The organism is uncultured Fluviicola sp., assembly GCF_902168135.1.
Lineage (GTDB): Bacteria > Bacteroidota > Bacteroidia > Flavobacteriales_D > Crocinitomicaceae > Fluviicola.
Genome location: NZ_CABHOL010000015.1, coordinates 411,492 through 428,346, shown reverse-complemented (window position 1 = coordinate 428,346; position 16,855 = coordinate 411,492). Strand labels below are relative to the sequence as shown.

The 16,855-nt window shown below is 41.0% G+C and carries 4 protein-coding genes; 1 reads left to right on the top strand and 3 read right to left on the bottom strand.

What is annotated here, in order from left to right; genetic code table 11:
- Positions 1-560 precede the first annotated feature (560 nt).
- Entirely contained in the window at positions 561-2,084 is a 1,524-nt protein-coding gene (locus QZT69_RS04840) for a hypothetical protein (protein WP_294671098.1), read from the top strand.
- 22 nt (positions 2,085-2,106) lie between these two features.
- On the opposite strand, the gene QZT69_RS04835 is transcribed toward QZT69_RS04840, so the two are convergent.
- From QZT69_RS04835 to QZT69_RS04825, 3 genes are all read right to left on the bottom strand, one after another.
- Positions 2,107-2,700 carry a hypothetical protein gene (locus QZT69_RS04835; protein WP_294671096.1) on the bottom strand — a complete coding sequence of 198 codons (594 nt, stop codon included), beginning with the start codon at positions 2,698-2,700 and terminating at the stop codon, positions 2,107-2,109.
- A gap of 17 nt (positions 2,701-2,717) precedes the next feature.
- Complete coding sequence (locus tag QZT69_RS04830; RefSeq protein ID WP_294671093.1) at positions 2,718-3,632, bottom strand: YihY/virulence factor BrkB family protein; 915 nt, start codon at positions 3,630-3,632, stop codon at positions 2,718-2,720.
- A 619-nt stretch (positions 3,633-4,251) separates the two neighbouring features.
- The gene (locus tag QZT69_RS04825) at positions 4,252-16,848 is read right to left on the bottom strand and encodes an RHS repeat-associated core domain-containing protein (RefSeq protein ID WP_294671090.1); all 12,597 of its coding nucleotides are present in this window, start codon (positions 16,846-16,848) and stop codon (positions 4,252-4,254) included.
- Between the last annotated feature and the right edge of the window lie 7 nt (positions 16,849-16,855).

Below are 16,855 nucleotides of genomic sequence, written 5' to 3'. Positions count from 1 at the left end.
CTCTTTGGCACGTTCTTTATAATAGTACATGCAAGAAAATCACTTTTTGAAAAATCGATTTCAAAGCAGGTGACTAAATTTTTGAAATAAAGAACTTGAGTTATAAAGGAATATTTCCGTTCGAAGTGACAGTTGAGGTCTCATCATGAGACCTCGTCACAAAGACAGGAATATCCGGATACGATCTTGCAATAGTGTAGACTTAGGAATTATGGTATAGTGGGTTTGAATTACAAAATTCCTAAGGCACCTGTTGCGGCATTGAAAATTATGAAGAAAAACATTTAAGAGCGTACTATCAATCATAACGCTATAAGTTAGGTAACAATTAGGTTAGTTTAGGTTTCAGTTTAGGTTTAATTTAGAGGTAATACATGTACAGGTTGATAGTGAAGTACGTGTGGTAGCTACGCCCCCGATGGATATTATCCATCGGGGGTTTGTATTTGTTGGAACGCAATGCCTCGCGTCCGTACTATTTTGTTCTTCTCACTTTCCAATTGATTTCTGTAACTTTTGAAATGGTAAAACAGTCTTAGTTTTGAATTCAATTACAGTCGATGAAAAAGTATATACTTCTGCTTTTAATTTTTGCTGCATTCAATCATAAGATTAATGCACAGATCGTATACCGTTATGAAACAAACCTGAAAACCCTTTCGAATGATAAACTGGCCGTAAATTTAAAAATCAGCGGATTTTCGGAGGACACACTAACCTACTGCTTTCCGAAGATCATCCCGGGAATTTATGGTGCCATGAATTTCGGACAATATATTTCCTCTTTTGAAGTGTTTGACAAAAAGGGAAAGAAACTGAAAACAGAACAAAAGGACCAGAATTCATGGAAAATATACCCTGCGGCAGCAATTGCACAGGTATCATATCTTGTAGATGATGCCTGGGAAACTTTTGGTTACAAAACCGGGCGCGGCTTTTATCGCTCTGCTGCAAGTTCATTCAGCGACAGTTCATTTGTACTTACTCCAAACAGTTTGTTCGGTTATTTCCGCGGACATATTGATCATCCGTTCGAAATCAGTATCCGGAAAGAAACGAACCTTTATCCTGCAACGAGTTTGAAAAAGATCAGTAAGCCGAATGTGGACCTTTTTACTGCTAAAAACTACCATCAATTAGTCGACAACCCGATTTTATATGCGCTACCGGATACTACGATGATCAAGCTGCCCGGAATTTCAGTAGAAGTTGCCTGCTATTCCACCTCCGGGAAACCGATTTCAAAAGATATTGCCGAATACATTCGTCCCTTGCTGATGAGCCAGTCGAAATACCTGAACAATAAATTACCGGTAGACCACTATACTTTCCTGATCTATCATAATCTTGCACCGGATAAGAGTCATTTGGTTGGTGACGGGCTGGAACATTCCAATTCAACTCTGATCTTATTGTATATGCCCCTGGATATCGAAACGATCCGTCAAAACATTTATGGAATTGCCAGTCATGAGTTTTTCCATACGCTTATGCCACTCGGTTTGCATTCCGAAGAAATAGCGCATTACGATTATAATGAACCCAAGTTCTCGAAACATTTGTGGTTGTATGAGGGAATGACCGAATACTTTACTATCCACATGCCGGTAAAAACGGGATTGGGCACAGAAAAAGAGTTCTTCAGAACTGTAGAAGGGAAAATTGCGGATATGCACGAATTCAAAGCGGACTTGTCTATGACCGATTTAAGTCTTCACCCGATGGAAATGCAGGATCAATATTACAATGTGTATTTGAAAGGCGCTTTGATTAATTTATGTCTGGATATCAAACTGTGTGAACTTTCGGCTGGAGAATACGGTGCGAAAGACCTGGTTCTGGATTTAATGGCCCATTACAGAGGGAAACCGTTTGAAGACGATAAACTTTTCTCTGAAATGGTGATTGTAAGCGGATTTCCCGAACTGAAGGAGTTTGCCGAAAAATACATCCGGGGAACAGAACCGCTTCCGCTGGAAGATTATTTACTCCATGCAGGTTTAAAACTGGAAAACGGAAAGATCTCAGACATTCCGAATCCTACTCCTGAACAACAGAAACTCCGGAAAGTCTGGCTTCATTAAGTAAATACACTGTAGAATTAATCTATTCTATGACAATTTTGAGCGTTTCCTTCCGCTTTCGGAAATCATAGGGATTCTGGATTACCACCTGTTCACCTTCAGCATATTGTGAAAGATCGGTTATGTGGTCTATTTCTCCATCGCGTGTGTAATAAACAATGCTTCTCGCCGGATGCCCGTTCTTCTGATAAAACTGCGCGTAAGGGTTTCCATTCGGGTAAAAATTTATCCGCTGATCTTCTGTCGGCTTGTAAAAAGCACTGTCAAGAGTTGTAGGCTTCGGGTAATAGCTGGCGACAACCATTCTGCCCTTTTTATTGTACTCGGCATAAGTCCCTGAAAAATTTGCCAGGAACCGGTTCAGCAAACTGTCTTTCTTTGATGAAACCGTTATGGAGTCAATACCCGAAAGAACTATTGAATCACTGAGATACATGCTGTTGATGTGAGTGGTTTCGTCTAAAATCGTATAAACCGGATTATTCATCCTTCCATTCAAAAGTGTAAAATGATACATCCTGTTTTTATCAGAAACCTCAAAATTCCCGGAATATCCTTGTGAAAAGGAATGAAGCGATACGAAACAAATCAAGCAATTAACAATACGCGAAACCATAGCATTCATTTTTTAAATTAAATTGCCTTCGGATCAGGCTGTTCTACAATTCTGGCTTCCGGTTTGGGTTGAATGTCATGCCCGTGAAAAGTGGCATACTGCTTGGTAAATTCCGCTCCGAAAAATAAGATCATGCAGGAATACGAAACCCATAGCATTACTAAAACAATCGATCCTGCAGCTCCGTATGCAGAACCGGGATTTGCTTTTGCAAAATAGATTCCCAACCCGAACTTACCGAGTATAAAGAGCAGGGTAGTAACCATTGCACCGATCCAAACGTCCCGCAACTTGATTTTTGCGTCCGGGAGTATTTTGAACATCAGGGCAAAGAGCACGGTTATCACCCCAAACGATAGCACGAAGCCGGCGATTCTCAGCAAAAACGGTACAAAATCCGGGAAACGATTCTTAATCATTTCACTCAAAGCTTCGATCCCGGCAGTGAGTAGAAGCGATACCAGCATTAAAAATCCCAGCGACAAGACCAACCCGAAAGAAAATAAACGTGTTTTAAGCGTTTTGAGCCATTTTTTCTTTGCGACCACCTGTACTTCCCAAATTTGGTTCAATGAGGTCTGTAATTCGGTAAAAACACCCGTAGAACCTACAATCAAGGTCACCACCCCGATAACTGTTGCCAGGATAGAGGTTTTTTCTTCCGAAACTTTGGCAATAATGCTTTCAATGGATTCCGCGGTTTCGTTTCCAAGTGCACCTTCGATTTGGAGGGATATCTGGCCCTGAACAGCTTCTTCTCCGAAAACCAATCCGGCAACCGCTATAACAATAACCAGCAAAGCCGGAATCGAGAACACCGCATAATAAGCCACCACCGCACTCTGCCGGAACGGGTCCGCCTTTAACCAATCTTTGAATGTCGCCTTTGTAATGGCATACAAATTCCGGATAAACGACTTCTTTTTGGGCATAAACAGCGTTTTATACCACTATAATTTAGGTCATACCGGGCAGAATTCCAAAAAACCGGAGGCAGATGTGGGAAATGTGTAAGGATTTGGTTATTCGTTTCACCTTAAATGAGTCCAAAGCAAGGACAATGAAAATATAGTAGATAATTAGACCTATCAACAGACCTGGAACATTACCACATGGATTGGATTTATGGCCTATATTTAAATATTTGATTGTCAAGGAGATAACAAACTATCTCCTTGACAATTCTTATTTTAAAAATTATTTCATGATTTTCAGATGAAAAATAAACTAAATCTATAATACAGTAGGAACATTACCTTGAAAATCAGATTCTAATTTTATGTTTAATAATAACAACTAATTGAACACTTCCTGTTACCCAAACTATCCATCCTTTCCTCCTTCGTTTCTTAACAAAACATAAATTAACGACATTAATAACGTTAAGAAAATCATTAAAACACTTGAAATTACCAACTTAATATAAGTATCAGTAATCAAGTTTTTGTAATTCACTACTTCTCCAACGAAATAAATAGAAGTAATGACTAAGCTTAAAGTGGATAATCCAAATACCACCTTTAAAATTTTATAGGTCGTTCTCATAATTAATTAAAATAATGGTGATTCAACAGTAATTGTTGCTGGGACTTTAATTGTAATTGTCCCTGTTTTATTATCGCCACCACCCCACTGTAATTCATCTTGATCATCAAAATCCATTTTAATTGTAAACTCAATCATAACCTCATAAGTATACGAAGTTATAGTATATGAATTAGATACGTTCAATGTATTAGTAGTAGAAGTAGATTTTTGTTGACCACTTTCATATCCAGCATTTATTTCACCACTTACACCTTTTTTACTGCCTTTCTTTTCACTTTCAACTCCTACATTAACACTGGCATCAAAAGACAATTTATTGAACTCTTCTACAGAATATGTTTTGGTAGAACCCGTGGATTCTGTTTTAGATGAGGCACCAACATTAATAAGTTTGGCTGTACCAACAATCTTCATTTTTTCAAGTGTTAAATCCAACTCATCTTCATCAGTTCCATAATCATCATATTCAATGTTTATAGGGGCTGTGGGAGCTAGGGAAGGGTTACCTAATAGAGCGTTAGCAAATTCAAGAAGTGTTGTCTTACCTTCAGGCATTATTTCCGAAGGCTTTGCTTCACTTGCAACATTAACTTTAGTCTTAACCTGCTTTAAGATATCCTCTGCGAGAGAAAATTTATTTGTTTTACCATAGTTTGGTTTTGCTTCATTTGGAATAGGTTGGTTGACTGAAGCCGAAACTTTGACTTTCTTATCTCCGCCGCCGTTCCCAGAAGCGTTAGTGCCTTTTGGATCGATAAAATAGATCGGATTATTGTCAAATGATTGATAAGGAGAAAGCATGAAGTGAGTAACAGGGTCCATACTTAACCATCTCCCCAACCTTGGGTCTAACTGTCTAAATTCAGTTGTATAATTATTCCCAATACCAGATATTTCATCATCACGTTCCATTCCATTAAATCCGTAACGATGCACCAAACTATGCGTCATAGTACCTGTAGCCGCATTATTGACTATCGAAATATCATCCAAATAGTAGGTCCCGGATTGGCGAATTTGCACGAAGATATATCCTGTCGTACTCGTAAAATTCAAGGTATATGTTCCATTACTGTTTGCAGGAACAACCGTATAAGCAGATCCGGTAACACTACTCATACTTGGACAATTGTAGAACACCAGGATATTCACTACCGAAGCTGTCCCTTTATCAATTTTTACTGATAGTGTATGAGACACTCCTGTTGCAACCGTAAAGAATTGATGTGCTCCATGTGCTCCGTTGGTACTTACTACTTTCAGGCGTTGAGTAGCTGTATTGTCCAACGAAAGGGTCGTGGAGCTATAGTGCCACCAACCGTCTATAGTCGTTATGGATCCCACCGTTGTTACCGTCGGATTTTCAAAGTCCGTGCTGTAAATTGTTTGCACCGTAGGGAAACTTTCCACATAAGGATCCGGTTCGAAGTTACGTCCTTTCAGAATCACGCCGAATGGACTGTAATCCGTTGCCTGACGAATATCTGCCAGGTAGTAATCCACACTTCCTGCATTGTTATGAGGAATGACCTTATCAGAAATAATCGTTAAAACGTTTCCTAAGTGATTCGAAAGTTCGTAACTTTTATTACCAATATGGTGTTGGATATTGCTCATGGAATAAGTATCATTTTGAGTCCCGAGCAAATGAATACGCTCAGCATGAAGTCCTAAACGACCAGAACCATAAATGTGCTTTTCTGTTTGAGCATAGGAAATACTTGATGCATTGGCATTAATTGAACGCTCGTACACACTCATAGTATTTCCCTGAGCATCCAATATGTAATATGTTGATTTCTCCAGCACGTTCGCGTCCGTATATGCATGTTTTGCAATGCGATGCCCCATCGCATCGTAATCAAAAGATACGTTTTTCTTGCCGGAACCCGGAGTGCGCGTAATCTTTTTAACTTTTCCATCTACACGCCAGGTTATAGAGGAAATAAACTCCTGAGCATCACCAATTAGTCTTCCTTCGGAATCGTAAGTGTAATTATTAACTGCTTGCCCGGGGTCAATATCCTCCGAATCGTAATTAGAGTTATCATTTACATTGTGCAATCGGTTGCGCTTCACTTTCATTGCCGGATTCGTGTACTTGCTATCAATTGTTCCTCCTATACTTTCGTAGTTATAAGTCATGAAGTCTATATTCGCACCGACGTCGTCCCTACGATCCTGATGAACGATATTCCCATTGGCATCATAAACAAAAGCATTGTAATACCTGGTAGTACCTGAGCTATTCCAGGAATTAGCCCCCAAATTGATGTCTGTATAACTACGGGATTCTTTTATGCGATTCAGCTGGTCATAACGATAAGCATTCCCTAACGGAAGTACTGTTCGATCATCCGGGTTGGTAATTGTAGTTATCATCCGGGCAATATTTCCATTATATAAATCAGCTGAATTTGCCACTAATACACTTCCCGATTGAGTGGCAACAAAACTATTATTTCCACCAATCGCTCCCGGATAATCTCCATCAAAATAATGCAAACTATAGCCATAAACATCACGCGCTACTGCGTGATTACTACTCAAACTGGCGCCATCCATACCAGGATCCCGATTGGCATCCAGGGTATTGGAGTTAACAGATTTCGTCCAGCCCTGAAGCGTGTACACATAATCAATTCCCTGTACTTTCTGGTCTCCTAATACTGTTCGGGCCAATAGACCATGCTGGTAATATTCATAATCGGCTTCACGGTCCCATAGCGTGCTCCATTCCGGTTCATTTTGCAGGGAAGCAATAGAAGAATTAGTGGAAGTTAAAGGTGTTTCCACGGTCGTATACACATCGGTAATGCGGTTATCCGCATCGTAATTGTAAGCATGATGCCACTGATCAGCGCTGCCTGTTTGGTAATCCACACGATGCACGTTTCCGGAAATCAGATCATAAATATAATCCAGGCGTTTCAGGCGTTGATCTCCAATCCCTGTTATATCCTTTATCAATCGATTATCCTGGTACAAAGTTTTCACATTTCCATGAATATCGTAATCGTAATGTGTTGCATGATCGTATTCATTGGCATTCGGCGAATAAACTTCCATATAAGTCACGTGAACAATGCGTTTACGCTGAGTAGCAGTATTCAAACTAGTGAGGGAAGTAACCTCTGTACTGATAACCGTATTGGTTTTATCATAATAGCTTCTGGTAACCTCTTTACGGGTAAATGTAGGATCGTAGTTCAGCCAGTAGGCCAGTTTTGTATCATCAATTACATTCGGAACCGTCATTCCCCCAACGTTTGTTCCGAAAATACTCGCGAATACAGGGCCTCCATCTCCATTTGATCCCATTTCACCTGCTTCATAAACACGACCCAAAGCATCATACAGGGTGTAGGAATACTTATCATCATTTACGGTAGTTGAATTACCCCATTGGCGGGAATTCTGGCTTACCACAATTCTTCCTAAACGATCATAATAGAATTTCGCGGAATACAAACCGCTTTCAAACTTCAGATTTCTGACCAAAGCCTGGTTTGCATTGGCATTGGCTGTTGTCAGGAAGTTTCCTCCATATATTGCCGTATTCTGTGAACTAAATGCAATAGCAACAATATTGTATAAGCTTGGTGCAATTGCCAGCGGATCCGTAAACAATTGGTTTGTTGCCGTAAAGCCTGAAGCTAAAATATCATGCGTTACGTTATCATTGTTCGGAGAGTTCAATCTGTAAATTGCTCCGGTATTTCCAACCGCCAAACCAATTTTGTTGTCCAGGAAGTACACATCTCTAAAAGTTACTCCTGAGACAGTTGCCAACGAATAGTTGGTGTTTGTACTCAGTCTGTAATAATGAATATTTCCTGCATCACCCACCATCACAGCGGATTTATTTTCAAACACGTACAATCCTCTAAGCGGGTTCGAAGCTGTGTAAACTGCAGGATAGGAACCCGGCAGGTTATAGGTTCCTCCGGATGGAGTAAGCGGGATTTTTGCAAAGGTATTGTTGAACAAAATATACCCGAATAACGGATCTGTTTTAGCGAATTGAATGTCATTAACCGTTCCTGAAATACCAGTCATGGTAAGAACTCCATTGTCAACTTTAATGACATTATTGACTGCTCCCACAACTGCAAAGTGCTGACCATTCGGTTTAGACTTCGTCCAAACTTTTGTCAATCCGGTGGTTCCGACACTGATCGAAGGAACATTGATTTTCCAACTCGCACCACCATCGACCGTTGATCGAATAAAGTAATAATCACCGATAACAGTTCCGAACAAGCCATTCTCAAAATGCACATCGTTCATTTTTCCGCTAAATACCCGGTTGATACGTGTTCCAAAAGTAGTATTGAAACGAACCACTTCCGAGCTTTTTCCAACTGCCATGGCTTTTGTAGTAAATCCGGTAATGAAATCAACTCCCTGAAGAGTGTTACTCGTAGAACTAGCACTTGGAATAAAGAAATCCGTAGTAATATTGGCCGTGTAATATGCCGAACCATTTTCTCCAACCAAATAAACTGCCAGACCATTCACCGCAATGTCATTGATATCGTTCGCTGCACTGTGATCGGAAACTTTCGTACCGGTCGTAGTATACAATGCCGGTTCTAATCCCCACGTTGTGGATTTTAGGGTTGCCAGTAATCCATCTGCTCCGGCAACCAGGTAGTAAGCAATACTGCTTGAAACATACTCATTTGCTGTAGAAACATTCGAAGTAGAACCGATCGGGCGTAAATTAATGGTGCTGACTGACGCCGTAACCGGTCTGTTAAATACCTGTCCGTTTTGTCCGGTAAGTAAGATTGCAGAAGCCGTTTTACGCAAACTGGTCATTCCGGTTAAACGATGCTGCGTTCTATCCGTAAACGTTAAAGAAAGTGCCCCGTTGGATGTCGGGATTGCATTAACGGATGGAGCCGTGAAAAGACCTCCGAAAGTACCGGCAATGGTAATATTTGAACCGTGGACAGCCAATTTTGCAATGGTCGAAGTACCCGGGTTCAAAGTCGTATTGTAATAGTAGAAAGGTCCTGAAGAAGTCCCTGCCTTTCCGTAAATACGTTTATCCGTAGATCGATAAGCAACTACGTAATCCAACGCAGAAATAGTGATTTTATCCAGGGAAACAAAAGCGTTATTCGTTCCGGAAACAGCAGCAAAAGGATCATAGGCGCCACTGATTGCAGCTACTGATTTCGCTCGATAAATAATACCATTCGTTGCAAGTACTTCTACCCCAACTCCGGATCCGTTCTTAACGATCACCATTTCCTTCGGTACAATAGAACTTGTCCCTAAAAGAGAAACATCAGTATAAGTAATATCCGCCGACATTCCTGTAAATGTATTCGAGCGATACAATTTGTAATTTCCTCCTGAAAGCCCGATTCCGAAATAAGTCACATTCGTACCATCATTATACGTAGCTGTCACCTCAAAATTAAATGTCTGAGGCAATGCAGGTGTTTGATCGATTTCACCAAAAACACCCGTTGAGCTAATCAGGATATTCTTGGTGTAGCACTTATTCAAAGGTGCACCGGTATTTCCCTGAAGCATCACTTCTAAAGTGGTCCCCGTTCTCCTGATGAATGACAGGTTAGCACCTGTGTAATTATCCGACAAAGCCGTCCAGGTTAAACCACCATCAACGGTCTTACGAATCACCTTCACGCCATTTTCAGTAACACGTGCAATTCCTTTTGAAGCATCTAACATGAAAATCTGATCGATCAATCCGGCAGTTCCCGACAATTTCAATTGCTGCCTGTATGCGGAGGTCGTATTTCCATTAATAAAAGAGATGTTCCCGTCGGCTCCGGCAATGTAGCCGTCATTCGCATTCACAAATGACATAGCCCCCAGATTCCCAACCAATGTTTTATCAACGACATAGGTTGTTGCGGTATTACTTACAATGGAAGCATCATAATTAACGGATGATTCCGTCAGAGTAACCAGGTAAACTATCCCGATCATATTCGTTATATTCCCCTGTAGTGTGAAATCTTTCCATTCCACAACTGGATATGCACCAGTCGGAGGAGTACCATAAGCACTTACAACCCCGGCAGAAGTTATTTTACGTATTTGACCGCCAATTCGTTCAAGTACATAAGCATCTGTTCCTACCACTTCAATCGCTGATAGATCAGACGTCAATGAAGTATTGATCAAATCCCAATTCTGACCGCCGTCTTTTGTAATAAGGGCAATACCACCTGTCCCGATAGCATATCCAATTGTGGCAGAAGCCATTTTCACTTCCTTCAGATCAGAACCAAGCGTATTTGTTACACGTGTCCAGTTTAATCCACCATTTGTAGTTCTGTACAAATAACCACGATTGAGCATAGGAGCTGCAGGAGCATCCATATAACCGGATAAGTAGCCCTGGTTCGCATCGACCATTTGGATTGCAGTTGTACTTAATCCGAGAGGTAAACCATTAGGCAATGTCAATTCAAAAACATCCATTGCGTCCTGATCAGGCATATTCTGAGCCACCAGCTGATTCAAAGAGTTGTATAAATAAGTAGTTGCCATTCGGTGGTTCGTGATCACCTGGTGTGTATTGTTTAATCTATCCGCTTTGATGGCGTTCTTGATGGTCGTATTACTAATATCGATTAACTCGACCCCTTCAGGTGGAACTGTTTTAATCAGGTTTCCTGCCTGGTCGTAATAATAAAGTGTAAAATGGTGCTCAATTTCATTGTAAGTCATGCTCATATTCTCTACAGCACTCATACAATGTTTGATGTATTCCGTACCCAATTGGGTTTGTAAAAGCTGAATCTGCTCGTTGTAAGCAATTTGAGCATTCACCTCATTGTTGCTTTGATAAAACTCCGTACACGGATCGCTGAACGGCATGTCAAATGACTCAAAACTCACCATTGCTGTATCCATCACACAAGGAACTTCCGGATCGGACAAGCAATATTCCAATAAATCCGGTACTCCGGCGCTTAGTAATCCATTTAGGCCTAAGTTTAACTCTGAACAATACTCGTCCACACAAATACAAAGCCCTTTATCTACAAAAACATCGTAATCCAGGATTGGCAAAGGAGCACCCGGTCCGCTTTGAGCGTTGAAGTTCAGCGTAGTTGCTACATATTGATCATACTCCAGACTGCACGAACTCTGCGGTTCATCCGTCATTTGAGCACAATAATCTGCAATACTCATCGGGTGAGTTAGATTTTCATTAGCTGACGCAGTAATGTATTCAAATAGGTAAGTCAAATAATTCGCAAAGCACTCACAACTAAATGATGATTGTGCAGCTGTGGTAAGATCTATATTGTTTGCATTCGGCCATGGAGCATTGTTATTGAAAAAGTTAACTGCCTTCGTATACTCATAATAGACTTTGGTACAATAAGGAACATTTTCATCATTCAATGGCAAACATTCCTGACGGTCTACTTTTGGAACCGCAGGGGTACAGCTCGGAGACAGGGTAATCGCAAGCAACTTTGTAATCAGGCTGGAAACTTCCATAAACCCAGATTCACAGCATAAATTCATTGCCACAAACGTATTGTAAGGGATCAAAGGAAGTGCGGCCTGGGGATTACTGCATCCAAGAGCTGTCATGGTATCGATAGCAAGGTTATAGATACTCAAATAATCCTCGTAAATATCCAAACAATACATTTCCGAATTGTTATCGATCTCGGTTGAAAGCTCATCGTTCAACGAACCAAAATCAATGATTCCATCTGTTTGCTCCGAACTCGCAGGTCCCTGGCCTCCATTACCCGCAGGTTCCGTACATCCCTCACAGATCTTCAATTCGAAACAAGAGTTCCCGTCAATCGAATCCCGGTAGGAAACGCCGCCATAAGTATACGTGACATACAATCTGAATTCATTGTAAGAACCATAGTAATTTGATTCAATTAATTTAATATCATCAACGGAAGTGATATTGTTGTAACTGAAATTCGGATTCGATCCCAGGTAAGCTAAAACCAAATCACACGATCCCGGAAGATCGTAAGTTAAAGTATCACCCGTTGCGTTATCTACATCCCCGACAATAGTTGTTGGTGCACTTGGCAGCTGGCTATTTAAAACTGAAGTCCATAAAGGTGTATTGTATAAGTTGAACGGTTCATTTTGGTTCTCCAGTGAAAATTCCAAAACAGCCATTAGATCGTCGTAAGTATCGTACTCCAATCCGGTACAAAGGATGGCATCATCCAATCCGCATTCTCCAACCGGAATCATCACATTATCTGAACGGATCAAATCACACGATAAGGTAACCAGGTAGTTTCCGGATGCATCGTTGCAGACTAATTCCATAGTATTATTCGGGCCAGGAATCATTTCAGCAATTGAAGCAATTGACGAAAGTGAGCCCAAAGCGAATGACGAAGGGTTTGTACTCAGGATTTTGATACGGATCGTTTTTACTCCGTCAGTTAATTCGAATCCGGGGATTGTAGAATTGTATTTCCACTGAATAGTTGCGCCGGCATAAGTAGGATTAACAGTATATTTCACTGCATTATTAATAAATCCGGAGTATGGAGTAACATTCAGGCTTACAAGAGAAGCACTTGTCAAAGTACCCATTTGCGCTAAAGCATTTGTCAAATTCTCCAATGCTTTTCCAAAGTCATTTTTCTTACAAACATCCGGGAAAGTACAGTTACCAATCTTAAAGGTCGTATTTCCACTCAAGTTCTGTGTGTACAGCGTTCCAGAAATATTAACCTGCGCTACAACCGTAAACTCATACAACGAGCCGGTTAATGCAGTAAAATGAAGATTTCCGAATGAAATAATATCCGACCAGTTGTAGGTCATACTACCCGGATCTTTTTCCAATTTGAAGGTTCCGAAGGTATTTCCGGCCTCATCCCATTCAACTTCTAAAATGGTACTGGTATTTGTAACCTGATTCCAGGTAAGCGCCGGCATTGAAACCGGTGTTTCAAAATCCTGCATAGACAAAATCAATCCCGATAATGAATTCAGGTTAACTGTGAAACCATTGTCATCCAAAACACCTGTACTTGCCGACTCTGATAGCACGCGCTCGAAAGTGCTTGCAATCGGACATTGGCCTGTTAAAATATATTGTTGATATGCGATCTGGCTTGGATCAGAGTTGACATTCGCCAAAGTCGTCCCAAAACGGATTTGTTTGTATTTGTATAATTCGTAGGTATACGCACCACATGGCTGTGCGACATTTAAGAATTGACCACCCCAGTATGGCGGAGTGAATGGTGTAATCTGAAGGAAGTTATAAGTAAACGGGTTAAAATCCAGGTTCCCGATACATTCATTGTAACCGGGGTTCGTAGAACCCAAAGCATTTGTACGGGCAACATTCATCTGTAATTCCTGTTTAGCAGCCAAATACAATCCTCTGAATGTCATCCATTCATCATTGCGTAATTGTGTGTTTTGAGTTGGGGTATTCGTTAAAATGTCTTTCCCCCAATCCAGGTCTGCCGCACTTGGAGTCGTTCCGATTAAATTATTCCCACCACGGTTCATCATGGCTGCGGCTTCCATCATGGAATAGTTCACTCCGTTGATAGTAATGTAATTGAATACTTTTGCATTCATACCGGATGGATTCACATAATTGGAGAACGGATCCCACGGATATGTTCCATTAATAGTAAGGATGTTATTCAAGCGGCTTGTTACACCAACTGAAGCATAACTTGGGTTGATGAATCCCGCAGTGATTGCATCGGCCCAGGTATTGACACTCATCATTTCCTGGTCAAACGACTCAGAAGTAAAAGGGTCAGAAGCATTCACTTTTGTATAGAAACTTTTGTAAGTCATTAACATATTATACTCCGGATGATAGTAAACCAGGGAGTTTGCCCAATTAGGATTCACATTGTAATAGCTTACAAAATCACTTAAGTTCAATAAGTATTGCGGATAAGTATAATAATTCCCGCTTAACGGATCCAGGAAAACGTGCGTGCCCAAAGTCAAAGCAGGCTGAATTGCCGGAACAGAACCGGTGATTGTACTACCGGAAAATGTAACATTATCCAGCATGATGCGTGAAATCGTTACCCCGTCTTCATCAAAATAATAGTTTTGGATAGTAGCTTCCACATCGTAACGCGGATTTCTCCAATGAGAGCTAAGGCTAATAGTAGGATTGCTTTTCGGTAAATCGTTACCTTCATTCAAAACCGAAAGCGGGAAGATAGAGGGTTGAACCTGGTTCAGGTTATTTAAGTATTCACCGTATTGTCCGTTCGGTTTCACATCTACCATCAATATGTTACGCATATTCTCATAGTAAGATGCTGCTTTACAAGGCAGGTTACATGCAGCCAACTCTTCGTTGTACTGATCCTCCGTTCCTCCGGCATTGATATACTCCAGTAAACTTCCCAAGTTGGTTACACACTCTGCACAGCTGAAATCTTCCAAACAATCATCGATATTGGAGCTTTCTCCCACCTGGTCCAAAATAGTCGTATAATCTTCAATACAAGTATTGATTCCCGAAGTTGGATCCGTATACATCGCCATGTAAGCATCCAGTGCTTCCTGGTTCACCGTTAATGTTTTTGAGATTTGGTAAGTTCCTACCGGTAAATCTTCTATCACAAACGTATTATTGAAGCTGTAAGGAGCACAATCCGTTTGAAATACCAGGCTGTCTTCAACCACAGTAAAACGGCCCGACAATCTATCGGCCAATTCAGGAGGACTAACCAACTCCCCACAAAGATCGCGAACCTCAATCGATAAGTCATAAACACAATTGAAGCATACATCCATGCAGCTATTCGAGTATTGTCCGACAGCGATATCGTAAGTGATCGTTACATCAGAAACCGAGCTCAAAGAAATCGTTTGATTGAAAACCTTGGAAACTCCGTCTGAAGACAGCTTATTGGATGTGGAGTTCCCATTCGCGTCTTTTGCAAATAAATCAACAGTTAATGGTGCAACTGCTGCAGCTGAAGGTAATGCACTCAGGTTATTCGGTGCCTGGCCTGCTAAAGATGTAGCAATAGTTCTTCCCTCCTGATCCAAATACGAGACGCTAACCTGGCCATTCGGGTCCACCACCATATTTTTCTGATAGTGTGATGCGTCACCTACTTCGGAACCAAACAAACGGTCTAATTGCTCCTGGAATGGATGCGCATAATAATAGAATGTTTCATGACCGCTTCCCAATTGGAAATCTTCACCAACACCACCCTGTCTACGAATACGACCGGTATTGTCTGGCATGTATTCTACCTGACTGAACGGGAACTGTTCAGCATTGGGAACAAATCCCTGACTTCCGACTGTATTGGGATTACTGGAAGAATAATAGTTGGATGCTCCCGAATTGGTATTCATTCCCCCTAACTGAGCCGGATTACAGCTATCAGCCGGATTTGAAACATCAAAATCTGCTTTTGAATACGGATTATTTGATAAATTCTTGTTGAATTCAGGATAATATTTCAAGGAGTTTTCAGTATCCTCTACCTCGCAATCAGGGCTGGCAACCGGAACAGGCAACACTTGGACAGTTGGTCTGCCGTTATGGTCGTAAATGGTCTCTCCAACAATTGTATTGTGATCCGAGTTAACCTTAGTAACCATTTGACGGTTTCTCAAAGATCCATCGTAAAAAGAAACCACCTCCTTTTTCTTTCCTTCTTCGGCATATGTTGCACTATACTGCCAGTTCTTCTTCACATCGTATGGAACAGTAACCTGGTATTTTGCAGCTGCCGGAATCGTACTCAAGGCAATTAATCCATCTGCACTAGACCAGCTGGAAAATAACAGTTTACTCGGATCAATTAAGGATCTTCCGACTGCACGAACCCGGAAACTGATTACTCCCTTATCAAATAACAAGGAAAGTTTATAGCTTAAATCCGTTGTTGAAATTCGGATAGAATTTGTATGAAAATCTACCTTTAAGTTCGGAATATCGGCAGGTAAGACATCTACTGTATTGATAAATGTCCATTCCAACTGGTACTCTTCTGCTCCCGGCACAGCGTCCCAGGAAACAGTTAATTCATCATCTACTTCATCACAATCAATATCGACAGGTAAGGCGGTCGTCAGATTATAAGCCGTGAACCCGACCTGTGGTAAAAAGTCATACACGCGGTCTACGAAGACATCTCCCTGTAAATACAAATTCCCCGGAAGAGTGCTTTGGACCACCCCATTTACCTTGATTTGAGTAATAGTCACTTTCAGCTTCTCCACGTTGTCAAAAGTCAGCGTGTTTTCATCAACATAACTTGCCGAATCAATCGGATAGTAATAAACGGTCATTGTCTTAGTTTCCGTTGATGCAGGTGTCAAAGCACTATAAGTTGTATACTTTTCAACACTAACCGTAATTTCAGTTTTCGATTGACTGACAATACTCGTATAATGATGATCAACTCCAAAAGTAAGCACCCCTTTCCTTGTAAGATCCGTAGAGCTTAAAGACCAGGAAGGCGGAGTTATCGAAGTGGTCCCCGTTGTTGCAGCACCCGTGAGTATTATCGTATTATGCGGTAATAGGGTTGCATTTCCTCCTAATGAAATAAGAAGAATAATGAATAGTGGTATGAATCTTACTAGTGACATAGACTCG

Bases quoted from the DNA above. Each gene is read 5' to 3' on its own strand.
- QZT69_RS04840 (WP_294671098.1), top strand. From the start codon at position 561: ATGAAAAAGTATATACTTCTGCTTTTAATTTTTGCTGCATTCAATCAT.
- QZT69_RS04835 (WP_294671096.1), bottom strand. From the start codon at position 2,700: ATGGTTTCGCGTATTGTTAATTGCTTGATTTGTTTCGTATCGCTTCAT.
- QZT69_RS04830 (WP_294671093.1), bottom strand. From the start codon at position 3,632: ATGCCCAAAAAGAAGTCGTTTATCCGGAATTTGTATGCCATTACAAAG.
- QZT69_RS04825 (WP_294671090.1), bottom strand. From the start codon at position 16,848: ATGTCACTAGTAAGATTCATACCACTATTCATTATTCTTCTTATTTCA.